This window comes from Janthinobacterium fluminis (assembly GCF_028595325.1).
GTDB classification, from domain to species: domain Bacteria; phylum Pseudomonadota; class Gammaproteobacteria; order Burkholderiales; family Burkholderiaceae_D; genus Janthinobacterium; species Janthinobacterium fluminis.
This window is the reverse complement of sequence record NZ_JAQQXR010000001.1, coordinates 331,393-346,705: the sequence shown is the minus strand read 5'-3', so window position 1 is coordinate 346,705 and position 15,313 is coordinate 331,393. Positions and strand designations below refer to the sequence as shown.

Below are 15,313 nucleotides of genomic sequence, written 5' to 3'. Positions count from 1 at the left end.
ACGCCTTTCCGGCAATCGCGGCAAGGGCGAAAACCGCCGGAAAACGACGCCGCGCCTACCTCTGCAGGCAACATTATCAAAGTGTGCATACCCGCCCTTCCCCGCCCGCCGGATTATCAAAAATCAAGTGGAGGCAAGTTTGCGCTGCGGAAATGACATTTGAATAGAATCCCGGCCCGGCGCGCCCCTACACTGGATTCAATGCTCGCGGGCGCCACCCGCCGCAGATTGCGCGACACTCCCAATGTCTCTTATCGACACACCCGGCAAGCCCGCAGCGCATGGCGCTGACGCCCCCGGCGGGCAGCCTTTTCAAGGAGAGCACTTATGTCTGACATCTCGAACGTGGCATCGATTAACTGGAATGGCGGCAATTCGATCCGCGTCTACGCCAGCAACGGCACGACGGTCACGGAAAAATGCTGGGACGGCGGCCCCTGGTACGTCGGCGCCTTCCGGGCCACCGGCCAGACGGTCGGCGCGGCCAGCTGGGTCGACGGCGGTGGGCAGGTACACATCCGCGCCTATGTCAGCAATCAGAACAAGATCACTGAATACTGCTGGGATAAAAACGAGTGGAATATCGGCGCCTTCAGCAGCGAGGGCTCAGCCTCGTCCGCCACGGCGTGGACCGACAACAATGGCGTGCACCTGCGGGTCTACGTGAGCAAATCCAGCGGCCAGATCCAGGAGCAATGCTGGGACGGCAACGGCCCGTGGTATGCGGGCGCCTACGCCCCAGGCTGAGAACGGCGCCAGCCAGAGCCGGCGCCAGTCATTGCCCCCGCGCGTGACGCGGGCGGCAGGCGTTTATGCCAGCGCGGCGATGCCGGCTCTGGCGATCTGCGCGTCTTCCGCCGATTTGACACCCGACACGCCGACGGCGCCGACGTAGTGACCGTCGATGACGATGGGCACGCCGCCTTCCAGCATGCCTTCGATTTCAGGCGCGCTCAGGAAAGAGACGCGGCCGTTGTTGATCATTTCTTCATAGATGCGCGACTCGCGCTGGCCCAGCGCGGCCGTCTTGGCCTTGGCCGGGGCGATGTGCGCGGAAATCGGCGCGACGCCGTCCATCCGTTGCAGCCACAGCAAATGGCCGCCTTGGTCGACGATGGAGATCACCACGGCCCATTTGTTGGCGACGGCTTCCGCCTCCGCGGCGGCGGCGATTTTCTTCACGTCATCCAGTGTCAAGATTGGTTTCAATTGCATCATACGTCCTTTTAAAATGAGTCCAGATTGTACGCCAGCGCCACCGGCCGCGCAGCACGGTGTTGCGCGCCCGCCTATTGTTCGCGCCTGAGCTTGAGTTTTTGCTTAATCTGGGGCATGACGGCGAAGGCGGCCTGCTCGCCGGCCAGGATGGCCTGGTTGCGGCCATTGAAGTCGTTGCCCTTCATCAGGCCCAGGCTGGGCTGGATGACCACGTCGGCGTCCTTCAACTCGAACTGGTTGATGCGCTGGCCCATGATGCTGAAAGTCTGCAGGATCACTTCCATCGAACTGATCGCCGCCTGCGCGTCCGTCTGCGTCGAGATGTTGACGGCGATGATGAAGTCGGCCCCCATGTCGCGCGCGAAGCGCACCGGCACCGGCGCGACGAGGCCGCCGTCGACGTAGTTGTGACCGCCGATGGCGACCGGCTGGAACACCCCCGGCACCGACGAGGAGGCGCGCACGGCCATGCCGGTGTTGCCGCGCTGGAAGAGGATCGGCATGCCGTTCTTCAAGTCCGTGGCCACGGCGCCGAAGGGGATCTTCAGCCTTTCCATCGGCTGGTTGTTGACGGCCTTGTTCACATAGCTTTGCAGGGCTTCGCCCTTGAGCACGCCGGAGGACTTGCCGAACAGCGGCACGGCCCAGTCGGAAATGGCGGCCTCGTCCATGTCGAAGGCGATTTTTTGCAGCGCAAAGCCGGAGTTGCCGGCCGCATACAGCGCGCCGACGACGGCGCCGGCGCTGGTGCCGACGACGACGTCGGCCTGGATGCCCTGCGACTCCAGGGCCTTGATGACGCCGATGTGGGCGAAGCCGCGCGCGGCGCCGCCGCCCAGCGCCAGGCCGATCTTGATCTTGCGCGGCGGCTGGGGCGCGGCGACGGGCGCCGCCGCCGGCGCGACGGGAGCGGTGCTTTGGCAGCCGGCCAGCAGCAGGGCCGCGACGGCGATCAGCGAGAAACGGCGTGTGTACATATATATAGGGGGAATCTGCGACATAGCGGGCAGATTGTAACGCACTTGCCGCGGCCGGCGGCCGGGATGGACTTGAACTTCAGGCAAAAGGCCGGCGGCGGCCCCGGCACGCCGCCGCCGCCAAGGCAGGCCGACTTATTGCGGCAGCAGCTCGCCGCCGACCGGCGTGGTCACCGACTTCGGCAGGTTGACGATGAAGCTGCTGCCCTTGCCCGCCTCGGACTTGATGGTCAGCGTGCCGCCGTGGCGCAGCAGCACGTGCTTGACGATCGCCAGCCCCAGGCCGGTGCCCTGGGTTTCCCGCGAGCGGCTCTTGTCGACGCGGTAGAAGCGTTCGGTCAAGCGCGAAATATGCTCGGGGCTGATGCCGATGCCGGTGTCCTGGACGATGAATTGCGGGCCGCCGGCGCCGTCCTGCCAGAGCAGATGGATGCTGCCGCCGGCCGGGGTGTAGCGCACCGCGTTCGAGGCCAGGTTGCCGAAGGCGCTGTGCAATTCCTCGAAGCCGCCCAGCACGTCCGGGCCGGACACGGCCAGGGTGATGGTGTGCTTGCCGGCCGACAGCGCGCGGGCGTCGCGCAGCACCTGTTCCATCAGCTTCTCGATGTCGACCCGCTCGGGCCGCAACGGGTAGTCGACAGACTCCAGCCGCGACAGCGTCAGCATGTCCTCGATCAAATGCTGCATCCGGTGCGCCTGCTCGGTCATCAGCTTGACGTGGGCGGCGCGGGTGGGCGCGTCGAGGTCGAGCTCGGTGCCGGCGATTTCCAGGAAGCCGACGATCACCGTCAGCGGCGTGCGCAGCTCGTGCGAGGCGTTGGCGATGAAGTCGCGGCGCATCATCTCGATGCGCTCCGTTTCCGTGGCGTCGTGGGTGACGAGGATCTGGCGCCGGTTCTCGAAGGGGATGATCTGGACGATCAGCTTGCGGTTGCGGAAGGTCAGCGTCAGCGGCTGCTCGTAGCGGCCGAGGATGATGTAGTCCATGAATTCCGGACTGCGTATCAGATTGGTCACGCGCATGCCCTTGTCGCGCTCGTGCGTCAGGCCCAGGTGCTGCTCGGCGGCCGGGTTGCACCATTCGAGGAACAGGACGTCGTCCATGATGACGACGCCGTCCGGCAGCAGGTGCATGGCCTGGCGGAAGCGCGCCAGCCATTCGCTGAGCTCGGCCTGGCTTTTCTCGTCGTCGCGGCGCAGCCGGTACAGGCGCGAGAAGATGTTCGTCCACGCGCCCCAGCCGTCGGGCAGCTTGGCGCTGTGCGGGTTGTCGAGCCAGTTGCTGAGCTGGTAGAGATAGGACAGTTGCACGAAGACCATGACGACCATCAGCGCGAAGGCGACGACCAGGGCGGTCAGCACGCCGAAGAGGAACCACAGCACGCCCACGCCGGACAGCACGAGGGCCATGCGCAGCGCGGCCGGCACCCAGAACAACAGTTTCGGATTCATATCACTTATTTTTCAGACAGCATGTAGCCGACGCTGCGTACGGTTTTGATCAGGCTTTCCGCCTCCTTCAAGGCTTTGCGCAGGCGCAGCACGTGCACGTCGACGGTGCGCTCCTCGATGACGACGTGGTCGCCCCAGACCTTGTCGAGCAGCTGGCTGCGGGAAAACACCCGCTCCGGATGGGCCAGCAGGAATTTGAGCAGCTTGTACTCGGCGTGGCCGATGTCGATTTTCTGCTCGTCCATCATCACCGTGCAACTGACCGGGTCCAGCGCGACGTTACCGGCGCGCATGGGGGCCTGGGCGTGCTCCGGGCTCTTGCGGCGCAGCAGGGCCTTGGCGCGGGCCAGCAACTCGCGCGGCGAAAACGGCTTCGTCACGTAGTCGTCGGCGCCGCTGTTCAAGCCGGCCAGCTTGTCCTCTTCCATGCTCTTCGCCGTCAGCATGATGACGGGGATTTCATTGAACTGGCGGTCGGCGCGGATGCGCGACAGCAGGCGCAGGCCGGTCTGGTCGGGCAGCATCCAGTCGAGCAGGATCAGGTGCGGCGTGCGGTGCTGGATGAAGTCCCAGGCGTCCGCGACGTTCTGGACGGAACAGCAGTTCCAGCCGGCTTCGCGCAGCGAATAGGTGACCAGTTCAACGATGGCCGGTTCATCTTCTACTATCAGTACCGTGGTTTTATCAGATGCCATAAATCTTACTCAGGGATTGCTTCGGCCGGCGGCGGCGTCGTGCGGGAGTGGCGGATGTCCTTGCCCTCGACCACATAGATCACGTACTCGGCGATGTTTTTCGCGTGGTCGCCGATGCGCTCGATGGCCTTGGCCACCCACAGGGTGTCCAGCGCGGCCGAGATGGTGCGCGGGTCTTCCATCATGAAGGTGATCAGGTTGCGCATGATCGAGCGGAATTCGTGGTCGATGATGGCGTCCTGGGCGATCAGCTGCAGGGCCTGGTCGCCGTCGTTGCGGGCGAAGGCGTCGAGGGCGTCGTGCAGCATGTCGCTGGCGTTGTTGGCGATGCCGCGCACCATTTCATAGTGGTTGACGACGCCGTTGCCGCGCGCGTGCAGGTTCTTGGCGACGCGGGCGATCTTGGTGGCTTCGTCGCCGATGCGTTCGAGGTCGGTGATGACCTTGATCGTCGCCATGATGGTGCGCAAGTCGTTGGCGGCCGGCTGGCGGCGCACGATCAAGTGGCTGCAGGCGTCGTCGAGCGACACTTCCAGCTGGTTGACGGCGTCGTCCTCGCGCATGACGCGGTCGGCGCGCTCCGGGTTACCGATGCGGAAACAGGTCATCGCGTCGAGGAATTGCGTCTCGACTATGCCGCCCATCAACAGCACCTTCGAGCGTATCGCCTCCAGTTCGTTGTCGTATTGCTTGGATGAATGCTCACCTAACATTGCTGTGTCTCCGTGTTCAATTGAGTGGCTGCGGGCGGTTCGGCTTAACCGAAGCGGCCGGTGATGTAATCCTGCGTCTCTTTGCGCGCCGGATTCATGAATATCTGGTCGGTTTCGCCGAACTCGACCAGCTCACCCAGGTACATATACGCAGTGTAATCGGAACAGCGCGCGGCCTGCTGCATATTATGCGTGACGATGGCGATCGTGTAGTCCTGCTTGAGCTCGCTGATCAATTCCTCGACCTTCGACGTCGAGATCGGGTCCAGCGCCGAGGTCGGCTCGTCGAGCAGCAGCACGTCCGGCTTGACGGCGACGCCGCGGGCGATGCACAGGCGCTGCTGCTGGCCGCCGGACAGCGACAGGCCGCTCTTGCTCAGCTTGTCCTTGACCTCGCCCCACAGGGCCGCCTTCTTCAGCGCCCATTCGACGCGCTCGTCCATCTCGCCCTTCGACAAGTCTTCATACAGGCGCACGCCGAAGGCGATGTTGTCGTAGACGGACATGGGGAAAGGCGTGGGCTTCTGGAACACCATGCCGACCTTGGCGCGCAGCATGTTGACGTCCTGGTCGGCGTCCAGCACATTGCGGCCGCGGTACATGATCTTGCCCTCGGCCCGCTGGCCCGGGTACAGATCGTACATGCGGTTGAGCGTGCGCAGCAGCGTCGACTTGCCGCAGCCGGAAGGGCCGATGAAGGCCGTGACCTTTTTCTCGTGGATGTCGAGGTTGACGTTGTGCAGGCTTTGGGTCTTGCCGTAAAAGAAGTTCAAGCCCGTAATTTCGATGGTCTTTTTCTTTGGCGCCTGGTCGGCGGCCGTCTCGTGGCTCATTTGCGTATTCATGTATCGATCGCTCAATTAGATAGATTAATTCGGGATTTTCTGGCTGAACAGGGTGCGCGACAGGATGTTCAGGGCCAGCACGCTGAAGGTCACCAGCAAGGCGCCGCCCCAGGCCAGTGCGCGCCAGTTGTCGTACGGGCTCATCGCAAACTGGTAAATCACATACGGCAGGTTGGCCATGGGCGCGTTCATGTCGAGGCTGAAGAACTGGTTGTTGAGGGCCGTGAACAGCAGCGGCGCCGTCTCGCCGGAGATGCGCGCCAGCGCCAGCAGCACGCCGGTGACGACGCCGGCCTTGACGGCGCGCAGGCGCACCAGGGTGGCCACCTTCCAGCGCGGCGCGCCGAGGGCGAAGGCCGCCTCCAGCAGGCTGTTGGGCACCAGGCGCAGCATATTGTCGGTGGTGCGCACGACGACGGGCACGGCGATCAGCGACAGGGCGATCGACCCGGCCCAGCCGGCGAAGTGCTTGACGTTGGCCACGTACAGGGCGTAGACGAACAGGCCGATGACGATGGACGGCGCCGACAGCATGATGTCGGTGACGAAGCGGGTCACCTGGGCCAGCCAGTTTTCCTCGCCGTACTCGGCCAGATAGACGCCGGCGAAGATGCCGATGGGCGTGCTGATGACGGTGGACAGGCCGACCATCATCAGGCTGCCGACGATGGCGTTGAGCAAACCGCCGCCTTCGCTGCCGGGCGCCGGGGTGTTCTGCGTCAGCAAGTTCAGCGACAGGCCGTCGAAGCCCTTGATCAGCAGCGTGGCCAGGATCCAGACGAGGAAGATCAGGCCGATCGACATGGCGGCGACGGACAGGGCGATGCCGGCGCGGTGGATCAGCAGGCGCTTGCGGTAGACGGGATTCATTGCGGGGACTGGGCTCATTTCACGCCTTCCTTGCGGGACATTCCGGCCAACATGATTTTGGCGGCCGACAGAACGATAAAGGTAATTGCAAACAGGATCAGGGCCAGCGCGTACAGCGAGGACACATGCAGCGTCGACTCGGCCTCGGCGAACTCGTTGGCCAGCGTCGAGGCGATGCTGTTGCCGGCGGCGAACAGCGACCAGGACAGCTTGTTGGCGTTGCCGATGACGAAGGTGACGGCCATCGTCTCGCCCAGGGCGCGGCCGAGGCCCAGCATGACGCCGCCGACGACGCCGGTCTTGGTGTAGGGCAGCACGATCTTGCGCACCACTTCCCAGCGCGTGCAGCCGAGGCCGTAGGCCGATTCCTTCAGCACGGCGGGGACGATTTCAAAGACATCGCGCATCACCGAGGAGATGAAGGGGATGATCATGACGGCCAGGATCAGGCCGGCGGCGAGAATGCCGATGCCCATGATCTGGCCGGAAAACAGCATGCCGACGATGGGCAGCGCGCCCAGCGTCGCCTTCAGCGCCGGCTGGATGTAGTCGGCGAACAGGGGGGCGAAGACGAACAGGCCCCACATGCCGTAGATGATGCTGGGCACGCCGGCGAGCAGCTCGACGGCCGTGCCCAGCGGGCGGCGCAGCCAGGGCGGGCAGATTTCCGTGAGGAAGAGCGCGATGCCGAAGCTGATGGGAAAGGCCACCAGCAGCGCGATCAGGGCCGTCGACAGCGTGCCGGCGATGGCGATCAGGGCGCCGAACTTGTCGTTGACGGGATCCCATTCGACGGTCGTCAGGAAGGCGGGGCCGAATTCGTGGAAGGCCGGCCAGGCGCCTATCATCAGCGAGATGATGATGCCGACGAGCACCAGCAAGACCGAGGTGGCGAACAGCATCGTCACCTTATGGAAAATGAAGTCCTGTATGCGCTGCTTGCGCATCGTCGAGTGCATCGCGCTCAGGCTGGCGTCAACCAAGGATGGGTCGGGCATGGTGCTCAGGGTGGAAGATAAATGTGCGCTCATAGTATGCCATTAGATGTGGGCTAGCCGGGAACGCCTGAGTGTTTTCCACCCAGGCGGCCCCGGCTAACTCCCTCCCGGCCGGGAGCGCCATGCTGCGCCAACCGTCCGGGAGGGATGATGGGGATTAGTAGAGTGCCTTGCCCGAAGCGTCTTTCAGGTTGGCTTTCCACGCGTCCTGCACCAGTTTCACGACCGATGCCGGCAGCGGCACGTAGTCCAGTTCGGCGGCCGAGGCGCCGCCGTTCTTGAAGGCCCAGTCGAAGAACTTCAGCACTTCCTTGCCCTTGGCCGCGTCGGCCTGGGTCTTGTGCATCAGGATGAAGGACACGCCGGTGACGGGCCAGCTGTTCTTGCCGGCCTGGTCGGTCAGCACGACGCCGAAGCCCGGGGTCTTGGTCCACTCGGCGCTGGCGGCGGCGGCCTTGAAGTTGTCGTCGTCAGGCTGGAGGAACTGGCCGTCCTTGTTTTTCAACTGGGTGTGCGACATCTTGTTCTTCTTCGCGTAAGCCCACTCGACGTAGCCGATGGCGCCCTTGATACGCTGCACGTTCGCGGCCACGCCTTCGTTGCCCTTGCCGCCCACGCCGACGACCCACTTCACAGCCGAGTTGGCGCCGATCTTGGCCTTGAACTCGGGGTGGACCTTCGACAGCCAGTCGGTGAACAGGAAGGAGGTGCCGGAGCCGTCGGAACGGTGCACCACGGTGATTTCCGTGTCGGGCAGCTTGGCGCCGCTGTTCAGCGCGGCGATTTCAGGCGCGTTCCACTTGGTGATCTTGCCCAGGTAGATGTCGGCGACGACCTGGCCCGTCATCTTCAGCTGGCCGGGGGTGATGCCGTCGAGGTTGACGACGGTGACCACGCCGCCCATGATGGCCGGGAACTGCATCAAGCCTTCGCTGTCCAGGTCTTCGATTTTCAGGGGCATGTCGGATGCGCCGAAGTCGACGGTTTTTGCCTTGATCTGTTTGATGCCGGCGCCGGAGCCGACGGACTGGTAGTTCAGGCCGTTGCCGGTGGCGGCTTTGTAGGATTCAGCCCATTTCGCATAGATCGGGTAAGGGAAGGTTGCACCCGCGCCCGTCATGTCCGCTGCCATCGCGGTGGCGGACGACAGCGCCATCACTGCCGAGGCGCCAACGGCGAAATATTTAACGATTTGCTTCATTTGCATATCAAGTCCTCTGGGTTGTGACGGTGCTCCGCGCTCCCGCCAATGCTGCGCAGTCTACAACGCAAATATGACAGGTTTATGACATGGGCGATTTCAGGCAAAAATAGGCCCTCTCCCCCTGCCGCGCCGGGGGATTGTCATAATATTGCAGGCGGCGGGCGGGCATTGTCACAAAGTTGTCATATTTCACAATTACACTCACACGACGCCAAAAAGGGCTAGAATTAACTATCTGCAAAGACAAAAACACAAATGAAACCTGACCTGCACGCGCATATGAAGCATGAACAGCACGCGGAAATTAACAAATCGGGCACCCTGCTCGACCGCGAATTGTCGCAACTGGCGTTTAACCGGCGCGTCATGGCCCAGGCCGAGGACCGCAGCATCCCCCTGCTGGAGCGGCTGCGCTACCTGTGCATCATGAGTAGTAATATGGACGAGTTCTTCGAGGTGCGCGTGGCCAGCCTGCTGGCGGCCGGCCACGCCGGCGGCGAACTGGCCGACCACCCGGCCCTGGTGGCGACGCTGGCGCGCATCAGCAACGAGTGCCACCAACTGGTGCAGCACCAGTACGAGATACTGAATACGGAAGTGCTGCCGCAGCTGCGCGCCAAGGGCGTGCACCTGCTGCGCCACAACGACCGCAACGAGGCCCAGCGCGCCTGGGTGCGCGCCTACTTCGACCGCGAGGTGCGGCCGCTGCTGACGCCGATCGGCCTCGACCCGGCCCACCCCTTCCCCCAGGTGGTCAACAAGAGCCTCAATTTCATCGTCTCCCTGAGCGGCAAGGACGCCTTCGGCCGCGGCACGGCCATCGCCATCGTCAAGGCGCCGCGCGTGCTGCCGCGCGTGATACGCCTGCCCGACGAACTGTCCGGCGGCGGCGTCGCCGTCTGCCTGCTCTCGTCCATCATCCACGCCCACATCTCCGACCTGTTCGCCGGGCGCGAGGTGATCGCCTACTCGCAATTCCGCGTCACCCGCGACAGCGACCTGTGGGTCGACGAGGACGAAGTCAAGAACCTGCGCCAGGCCCTCAAGGGCGAACTGGTGGGGCGCCAGTTCGGCACCTCGGTGCGCCTGGAGGTGGCCAAGAACTGCCCGCCCGAGCTGTCGCAATTCCTGCTCGACCAGTTCAACCTGGACCAGAGCCGCCTGTACTGCGTCAACGGCCCCGTCAACCTGGTGCGCCTGACCGAGCTGATCGAACACGTGCAGCAGCCGGCGCTGCGCTTCGCGCCCTTCTTCCCCGGCGTGCCGCAAAAGAGCGCCGTCGCCGACCTGTTCGGCGCGCTGAAAAAACACGACATCCTGCTGCACCACCCCTTCCAGTCCTTCCAGACCGTCATCGACTTCATCCGCAGCGCCGCCTACGACCCGGCCGTCGTCGCCATCAAGCAGACGATCTACCGCACCGGCATGAACTCGGACCTGATGGAGTCGCTGATCGCCGCCGCGCGCATGGGCAAGGAAGTGACCGTCATCGTCGAGCTGATGGCGCGCTTCGACGAGGAAGCCAACATCAACTGGGCCGACAAGCTGGAACAGGCCGGCGCCCAGGTCGTCTACGGCGTCGTCGGCCTGAAGACCCACGCCAAGGTGGCCCTGGTGATACGCCGCGAAGAAGGCGCGCTGCGCTTCTACGCCCACCTGGGCACGGGCAACTACCACCCGACCACGACCAAGCTGTACACCGACTTCGGCCTGCTGACCTCGCGCCAGGAACTGGCCGTCGAAGTCAACGAAGTGTTCATCCACCTGACCAGCCTGACCAAGCCGCACAACCTGAGCCACCTGTGGCTGGCGCCGTTCGGCCTGCAGAGCGAAATCATCAAGGCGATCCGCAACGAGGCCAAGATCGCCCGCGCCGGCCGGCCCGGCCGCATCATCGTCAAGGTCAACGCCCTGGTCGACGAGTCGGTGATACGGGCGCTGTACGCGGCCTCGAACGACGGCGTCAAGATCGACCTGATCGTGCGCGGCGCCTGCACGCTCAAGCCGGGCGTGGCGGGCCTGTCGGCGAACATCCGCGTGCGCTCCATCATCGGCCGCTTCCTCGAACACAGCCGCATCTACTACTTCCGCAACGACCTCGAACACGACGTCTACCTGGCCAGCGCCGACTGGATGAGCCGCAACCTGTTCCGCCGCGTCGAAGTGGCCTTCCCCGTGCTGGACCGGGCGCTGAAACGGCGCGTCATCGCCGAGGGCCTGAACCCCTACCTGAAAGACAACAGCAACGCCTGGGAGCTGGAATCGAGCGGCCACTACACGCGGCGCAAGCCGCGCGCGCGCCAGCCCCACTTCAGCGCCCAGCAGCACCTGATGCACACGCTGGGCATGCCGAACACCGGAGCGCCGGACTAGCCACCATTCACACGGGGAGAACAGCATGGATCTGATCTTGTGGCGCCACGCCGAAGCCGAAGCCGGCATGCCGGACCTGGAGCGCGCCCTCACGGCCAAGGGCCATAAGCAGGCGCGCCGCATGGGCGAATGGCTCGCCTCGCAACTGCCGGAAAGCTGCCGCATCCTCGTCAGCCCGGCCCTGCGCACGCTGCAAACGGCCGAGGCGCTGGGGCGGCGCTTCAAGCTGCACGCGGAACTGGCGCCGGGCGCCGAGGCCGAGGACGTGCTAAAGGCGGCCAACTGGCCGGCCTCGAAGGAAACCGTGCTGATCGTCGGCCACCAGCCGACGCTGGGCCAGACGGCGGCCCTGCTGCTGACGGGCGAAGAGCAAGATTGGGAAATGCGCAAGGCCGCCGCCTGGTGGTTTTCGCAGCGCGAGCCGGGCGACCCGAGCAGCATCTACCTGAAGGCCGTGATGGCCCACGACCTGGTCGTCAAGTAAGGCCATTTTCCTTGCTTTGCGCTCTTGTAAAGCCAGCCTGTTCTGCTAGAGTTTAGTTGTACCAACTCTAGGGAGGGACCGCCGAACGGCGGTTGAAATCGCCATGTTCAGCCTTTTCATCATCGGTATTTTTGCTGCAATGATCGGCCTCATCGTCGTCGAAATGGTCGATGAAATGCGTAACAGCAGGCATAAACTGGTGGACCGCTACCACGAATAGCGCCACCGCCAGAGAGCCCGCGGCGCCAGCGGCGATCCACCCTTTTCGCTGCTCGCGCCGAGCCCGTCTTTACATCCCGGTCTTGAACTTGGTATAGATGCGCGTCACCTGACGCCGCACCTCGGCCGTCGTCGCCTCGGGCGCGGCCATGCGCTGCTTGTCCTGCTCGGACAGGAAGATCGCCTTATTGTCGGCGATATCCTTGCGCACGAATTTCACGCTGGCCGTGTTCGGGTTGGCGTAGAACACCTTGTTGCTCAAGCCGGCATGCACTTCCGGGCGCAAAATATAGTTGATGAACACATGCGCGTTGTTCGGATGGGGGGCGTCGGCCGGGATCGCCATCGTGTCGAACATCAGCGCCGCCGTCTTCGGCACCAGCACCTGGATCTGGTTGCCGTTCTTGGCGTCGAGGGCGCGCTGGCGCGCGATGTTGATGTCGCCGGACCAGCCCAGCGCCACGCAGACGGCGCCGTTGGCCATGTCATTGATGTAGCCGGAGGAGCTGAACAGCGTTACATACGGACGGATCGCCTGCAACACCTTGGCGGCGTCCTGGTAGTCGGCGGCGACCTTCGAATAGGCCGGCTTGCCCAGATACTGCAGGGCGGCCGGCAACACCTCGGACGGCGAATCGAGGAAGGACACGCCGCAGGACTTCAGCTTGGCGGCGTACTTCGGATCGAAGATCAAGTCCCAGGCATTCTCGGGCAGCGGCAAGCCGCCCAGCGCGGCCTTGACCTTGTTGACATTGATGCCGACGGTGGTATAGCCCCACAACCAGTCGACCAGATGCTCATTGTTCGGGTCCAGCTTGGCCAGCTTGGCCTGGATGGCCGGATCGAGGTTGGCCAGATTGCCGAGTTTGCTCTTATCGAGCTTGCGCAACAGGCCGGCGTCGATCTGCAGGCGCGCCCACTGCGCCGTCGGCACGACGATGTCATAACCGGACTTGCCGGCGACGAGCTTGGCGTTGAGGATTTCGTTATTATCGAAAACATCATAACGGACCTTGATGCCGGTTTCCTTCTCAAAATTCTTCACCGTATCGTCGCCGATGTAATCGGACCAGTTATAGATATTGAGAACCTTCTCCTCCTGCGCCCGGGCCGGCAGCGCCAACGTCGCGGCGGCGGCCAAAGCGCCCAAACCCAGCCCGAGGCAACGTCCCAGACGCGCCTGCCAATTCACTGCCACCATACTCGTCTCCTGTCGAAAGCAAACACACCATGCCCAAACCGCAAGGCCAAGATGATACAAAAAAAATGGGGACAGACCACGATTTTCGAGAAATATTTCTCGAAAATCGTGGTCTGTCCCCAGCTGTGCCGCCCCTGCGGCCTCAGGCCATGAAGTCGAACAGCGAGCGGCCGCCGCCTGCGCCGGCGCCGGCCTGTTGCGAGTAGAGTTGCGCCAGCGCATTGGCCTGCGCCGTCAGCGCCTTCGCCATCACGGCTTTCTTGTTGGTCAGGGCCGTGATTTCCTTGCCCACGGACGCCGCTTCCTTCTTGACGACGCCGCTCTCGCCGGTCAGGGCGGCAATTTTCGTCGCGAACTGGTCGGCCACGCCCTGGCCGTTGTTGGTGAACAGCTTGCTGACGGCGTCGGGGTCGGCCGCGATCGCGCTTTTGAGTTTTTTCTCGTCCAGCAGCAATTCGCCGTTCTTGCCCATCGTGATGCCGGCCTCGGCCAGCACGGACTTCGGCACGCCGTTGCTGCCCGACGTCAGCACCTGGGCCAACTGGTTGCCGGCCTGCGCGGCGGCGCCCGATTTCAGCTCGCCCTCTTTGAGCGACTGGATCTTGGTGTTCAGGCTGTTGTAGGCGCTGACCAGGCCGGCGACATTGCTGGCGATCTGGCTGGTATCGCGCGCCACGACGACGCTGCTGCTGCCCTTACCCGCCAGCGACAGCGTGACGCCGTCAATGGCCGTGGCGACGCTGTTGCTGGCGCTGGTGACGGCCTTGCCGTTGACGGTCAGCAGCGCGTCCTGCGCGGCGGCCGTCTGCACCATGCCCTTGGTGGCGCCGGGCTTGTAGGCCAGCAGGTCGCTGACGGCGGCGTCGCCGCCGACGCTGATGCGCATGCTGGCGGCGGCGCCGCTCTGCCCGTTCAAGGCCAGCGCGTAGCCGCCCTCGCCCTTGATGACCTGGGCGTCGATGCCGGCCTCCTTGAACGCCGCAGCGATCCCTTGCAGCGTGTTGTTGCCGCTCTTGATCGTGATGGTTTTCGCCTTCTCTTCGCCCGGCGTGAAGGTCTTGCCGTCGCTGCTGCCGAATTCCACCTTGATGGTGGCCGGCGCGCCGGTGCCGATGACGGCGTCGGCCGAGGCCCGTCCGGCGCTGGTCAGCGTCTGCCCCCGCGCCAATTGCTGGACGTCGACGGCGTAGGTGCCGGCGGCGGCCTTGCTGGTGGTGGCCGCGCCCAGCACGCCCTTGGCCGACGAAGTCGCCGAGGTCGCCAGGCCGCTGCCCGACATGCCCTGGGCCACGCCCTGGAAGCTGGCCAGCGCATTTTGCAGCTGGCCCAGGCCGGACAGTTTGATCTGGTCGCGCGCCAGCGCGTTGTTCAGTTTGAGTACGCCCTTGTTTTGCGAGGACATCACTTTTTCGACGCGGGCGTAGACGTCCGCGGAGACGCCGCCCTGTGGGGCGCCGGCATTGTAGGGGTTGTTTCTATTGTTAATTGGTGAGCCAAACATGATTGCGCGTCCCGTCTCGGTTGGTCGATATGGCATGGCGCTGCCGCCCCTGCCCCGCAAGAGACGGAGCGGCGACGCTGCTGGCGTGCCGACGGACGATCTCTCAGTTGTTAATTATAAACTCTTAACAAAAACAATAATGTGGCGAACAGAAGCGGAATTCACCTTCTTACCGCAGTATGGCCTCAGTGCAGGTAGCGGGAGATCGCATTGGCCATCGCGCTGTCCAGGTTGACGAACTGCAGGCCGACCTTGAAGCCGTCGTGGCTCAGTATGCAGTAGTTGGCCGCGACCTGGCCATCCACCAGTTGTAATTTGCCGTCGACCAGCATCTCGAACACGATGCGGCCCTTGTGCCCGACGGCCAGCGCCTCGTCGACGACGGCGGCGACGCCGCTGGCGCCGATATCGAGCGTGTGCGCGGCGACGGCGGCGGCGCCGTCCATCACCAGCATCGCCCTGGTCCGCAGGATTTTACGCGGCGGCTGTCTTTGTTCAACTGACAATTTCTAATCCAATGCACAAGATTGCGATTAGATTATTATAGCCCAAGCGGCCAGGCC

The 15,313-nt window shown here is 63.9% G+C and carries 15 protein-coding genes; 3 read left to right on the top strand and 12 right to left on the bottom strand.

Annotation, left to right across the window (positions count from 1 at the left end; translation table 11 throughout):
* Positions 1-327 precede the first annotated feature (327 nt).
* Entirely contained in the window at positions 328-747 is a 420-nt protein-coding gene (locus OIK44_RS01665) for a fucose-binding lectin (protein WP_273668916.1), read from the top strand.
* Between the two features lie 63 nt (positions 748-810).
* Here OIK44_RS01665 and OIK44_RS01660 read toward each other — a convergent pair whose 3' ends face one another.
* The 9 genes from OIK44_RS01660 to pstS all read right to left on the bottom strand — a co-directional run bounded on the left by OIK44_RS01660 (position 811) and on the right by pstS (position 8,975).
* A complete protein-coding gene (locus OIK44_RS01660) occupies positions 811-1,215 on the bottom strand; it encodes a GlcG/HbpS family heme-binding protein (protein ID WP_273668915.1) in 405 nt (134 codons plus the stop codon).
* 74 nt (positions 1,216-1,289) lie between these two features.
* On the bottom strand, positions 1,290-2,195 hold the full coding sequence (locus tag OIK44_RS01655) for a patatin-like phospholipase family protein (RefSeq protein WP_273668914.1): 906 nt from the start codon (positions 2,193-2,195) through the stop codon (positions 1,290-1,292).
* A 135-nt stretch (positions 2,196-2,330) separates the two neighbouring features.
* On the bottom strand, positions 2,331-3,647 hold the full coding sequence (phoR, locus tag OIK44_RS01650) for a phosphate regulon sensor histidine kinase PhoR (RefSeq protein WP_273668913.1): 1,317 nt from the start codon (positions 3,645-3,647) through the stop codon (positions 2,331-2,333).
* 5 nt (positions 3,648-3,652) lie between these two features.
* The gene (locus OIK44_RS01645) at positions 3,653-4,342 is read right to left on the bottom strand and encodes a response regulator (protein WP_273668912.1); all 690 of its coding nucleotides are present in this window, start codon (positions 4,340-4,342) and stop codon (positions 3,653-3,655) included.
* A 5-nt stretch (positions 4,343-4,347) separates the two neighbouring features.
* Positions 4,348-5,055, bottom strand: coding sequence for a phosphate signaling complex protein PhoU (gene phoU, locus OIK44_RS01640; RefSeq protein ID WP_273668911.1), 708 nt, complete (start codon positions 5,053-5,055; stop codon positions 4,348-4,350).
* A 44-nt stretch (positions 5,056-5,099) separates the two neighbouring features.
* Positions 5,100-5,900 (bottom strand): phosphate ABC transporter ATP-binding protein PstB, encoded by an 801-nt coding sequence (gene pstB, locus OIK44_RS01635; RefSeq protein ID WP_273668910.1) that lies wholly within the window; start codon positions 5,898-5,900, stop codon positions 5,100-5,102.
* A gap of 24 nt (positions 5,901-5,924) precedes the next feature.
* Positions 5,925-6,788 carry a phosphate ABC transporter permease PstA gene (gene pstA, locus OIK44_RS01630; RefSeq protein ID WP_273668909.1) on the bottom strand — a complete coding sequence of 288 codons (864 nt, stop codon included), beginning with the start codon at positions 6,786-6,788 and terminating at the stop codon, positions 5,925-5,927.
* Positions 6,785-7,801, bottom strand: coding sequence for a phosphate ABC transporter permease subunit PstC (pstC, locus tag OIK44_RS01625; RefSeq protein WP_273668908.1), 1,017 nt, complete (start codon positions 7,799-7,801; stop codon positions 6,785-6,787). Before pstC ends, pstA begins: the two co-directional genes overlap by 4 nt.
* 124 nt (positions 7,802-7,925) lie before the next feature.
* Positions 7,926-8,975, bottom strand: coding sequence for a phosphate ABC transporter substrate-binding protein PstS (gene pstS, locus OIK44_RS01620; protein WP_273668907.1), 1,050 nt, complete (start codon positions 8,973-8,975; stop codon positions 7,926-7,928).
* A 276-nt stretch (positions 8,976-9,251) separates the two neighbouring features.
* On the opposite strand from pstS, the gene ppk1 reads away from it, so the two are divergent.
* Positions 9,252-11,345, top strand: a complete 2,094-nt coding sequence (ppk1, locus tag OIK44_RS01615) for a polyphosphate kinase 1 (RefSeq protein WP_273669772.1) — start codon at positions 9,252-9,254, stop codon at positions 11,343-11,345.
* A 25-nt stretch (positions 11,346-11,370) separates the two neighbouring features.
* On the top strand, positions 11,371-11,829 hold the full coding sequence (gene sixA, locus OIK44_RS01610) for a phosphohistidine phosphatase SixA (RefSeq protein ID WP_273668906.1): 459 nt from the start codon (positions 11,371-11,373) through the stop codon (positions 11,827-11,829).
* Between the two features lie 289 nt (positions 11,830-12,118).
* On the opposite strand, the gene OIK44_RS01605 is transcribed toward sixA, so the two are convergent.
* The 3 genes from OIK44_RS01605 to OIK44_RS01595 all read right to left on the bottom strand — a co-directional run bounded on the left by OIK44_RS01605 (position 12,119) and on the right by OIK44_RS01595 (position 15,256).
* Positions 12,119-13,249 carry a polyamine ABC transporter substrate-binding protein gene (locus OIK44_RS01605; protein ID WP_273668905.1) on the bottom strand — a complete coding sequence of 377 codons (1,131 nt, stop codon included), beginning with the start codon at positions 13,247-13,249 and terminating at the stop codon, positions 12,119-12,121.
* Positions 13,250-13,391: 142 nt separating this feature from the next.
* Positions 13,392-14,750 (bottom strand): flagellar filament capping protein FliD, encoded by a 1,359-nt coding sequence (fliD, locus tag OIK44_RS01600; RefSeq protein WP_273668904.1) that lies wholly within the window; start codon positions 14,748-14,750, stop codon positions 13,392-13,394.
* 185 nt (positions 14,751-14,935) lie between these two features.
* A complete protein-coding gene (locus OIK44_RS01595; RefSeq protein ID WP_273668903.1) occupies positions 14,936-15,256 on the bottom strand; it encodes a PilZ domain-containing protein in 321 nt (106 codons plus the stop codon).
* Positions 15,257-15,313: the final 57 nt, after the last annotated feature.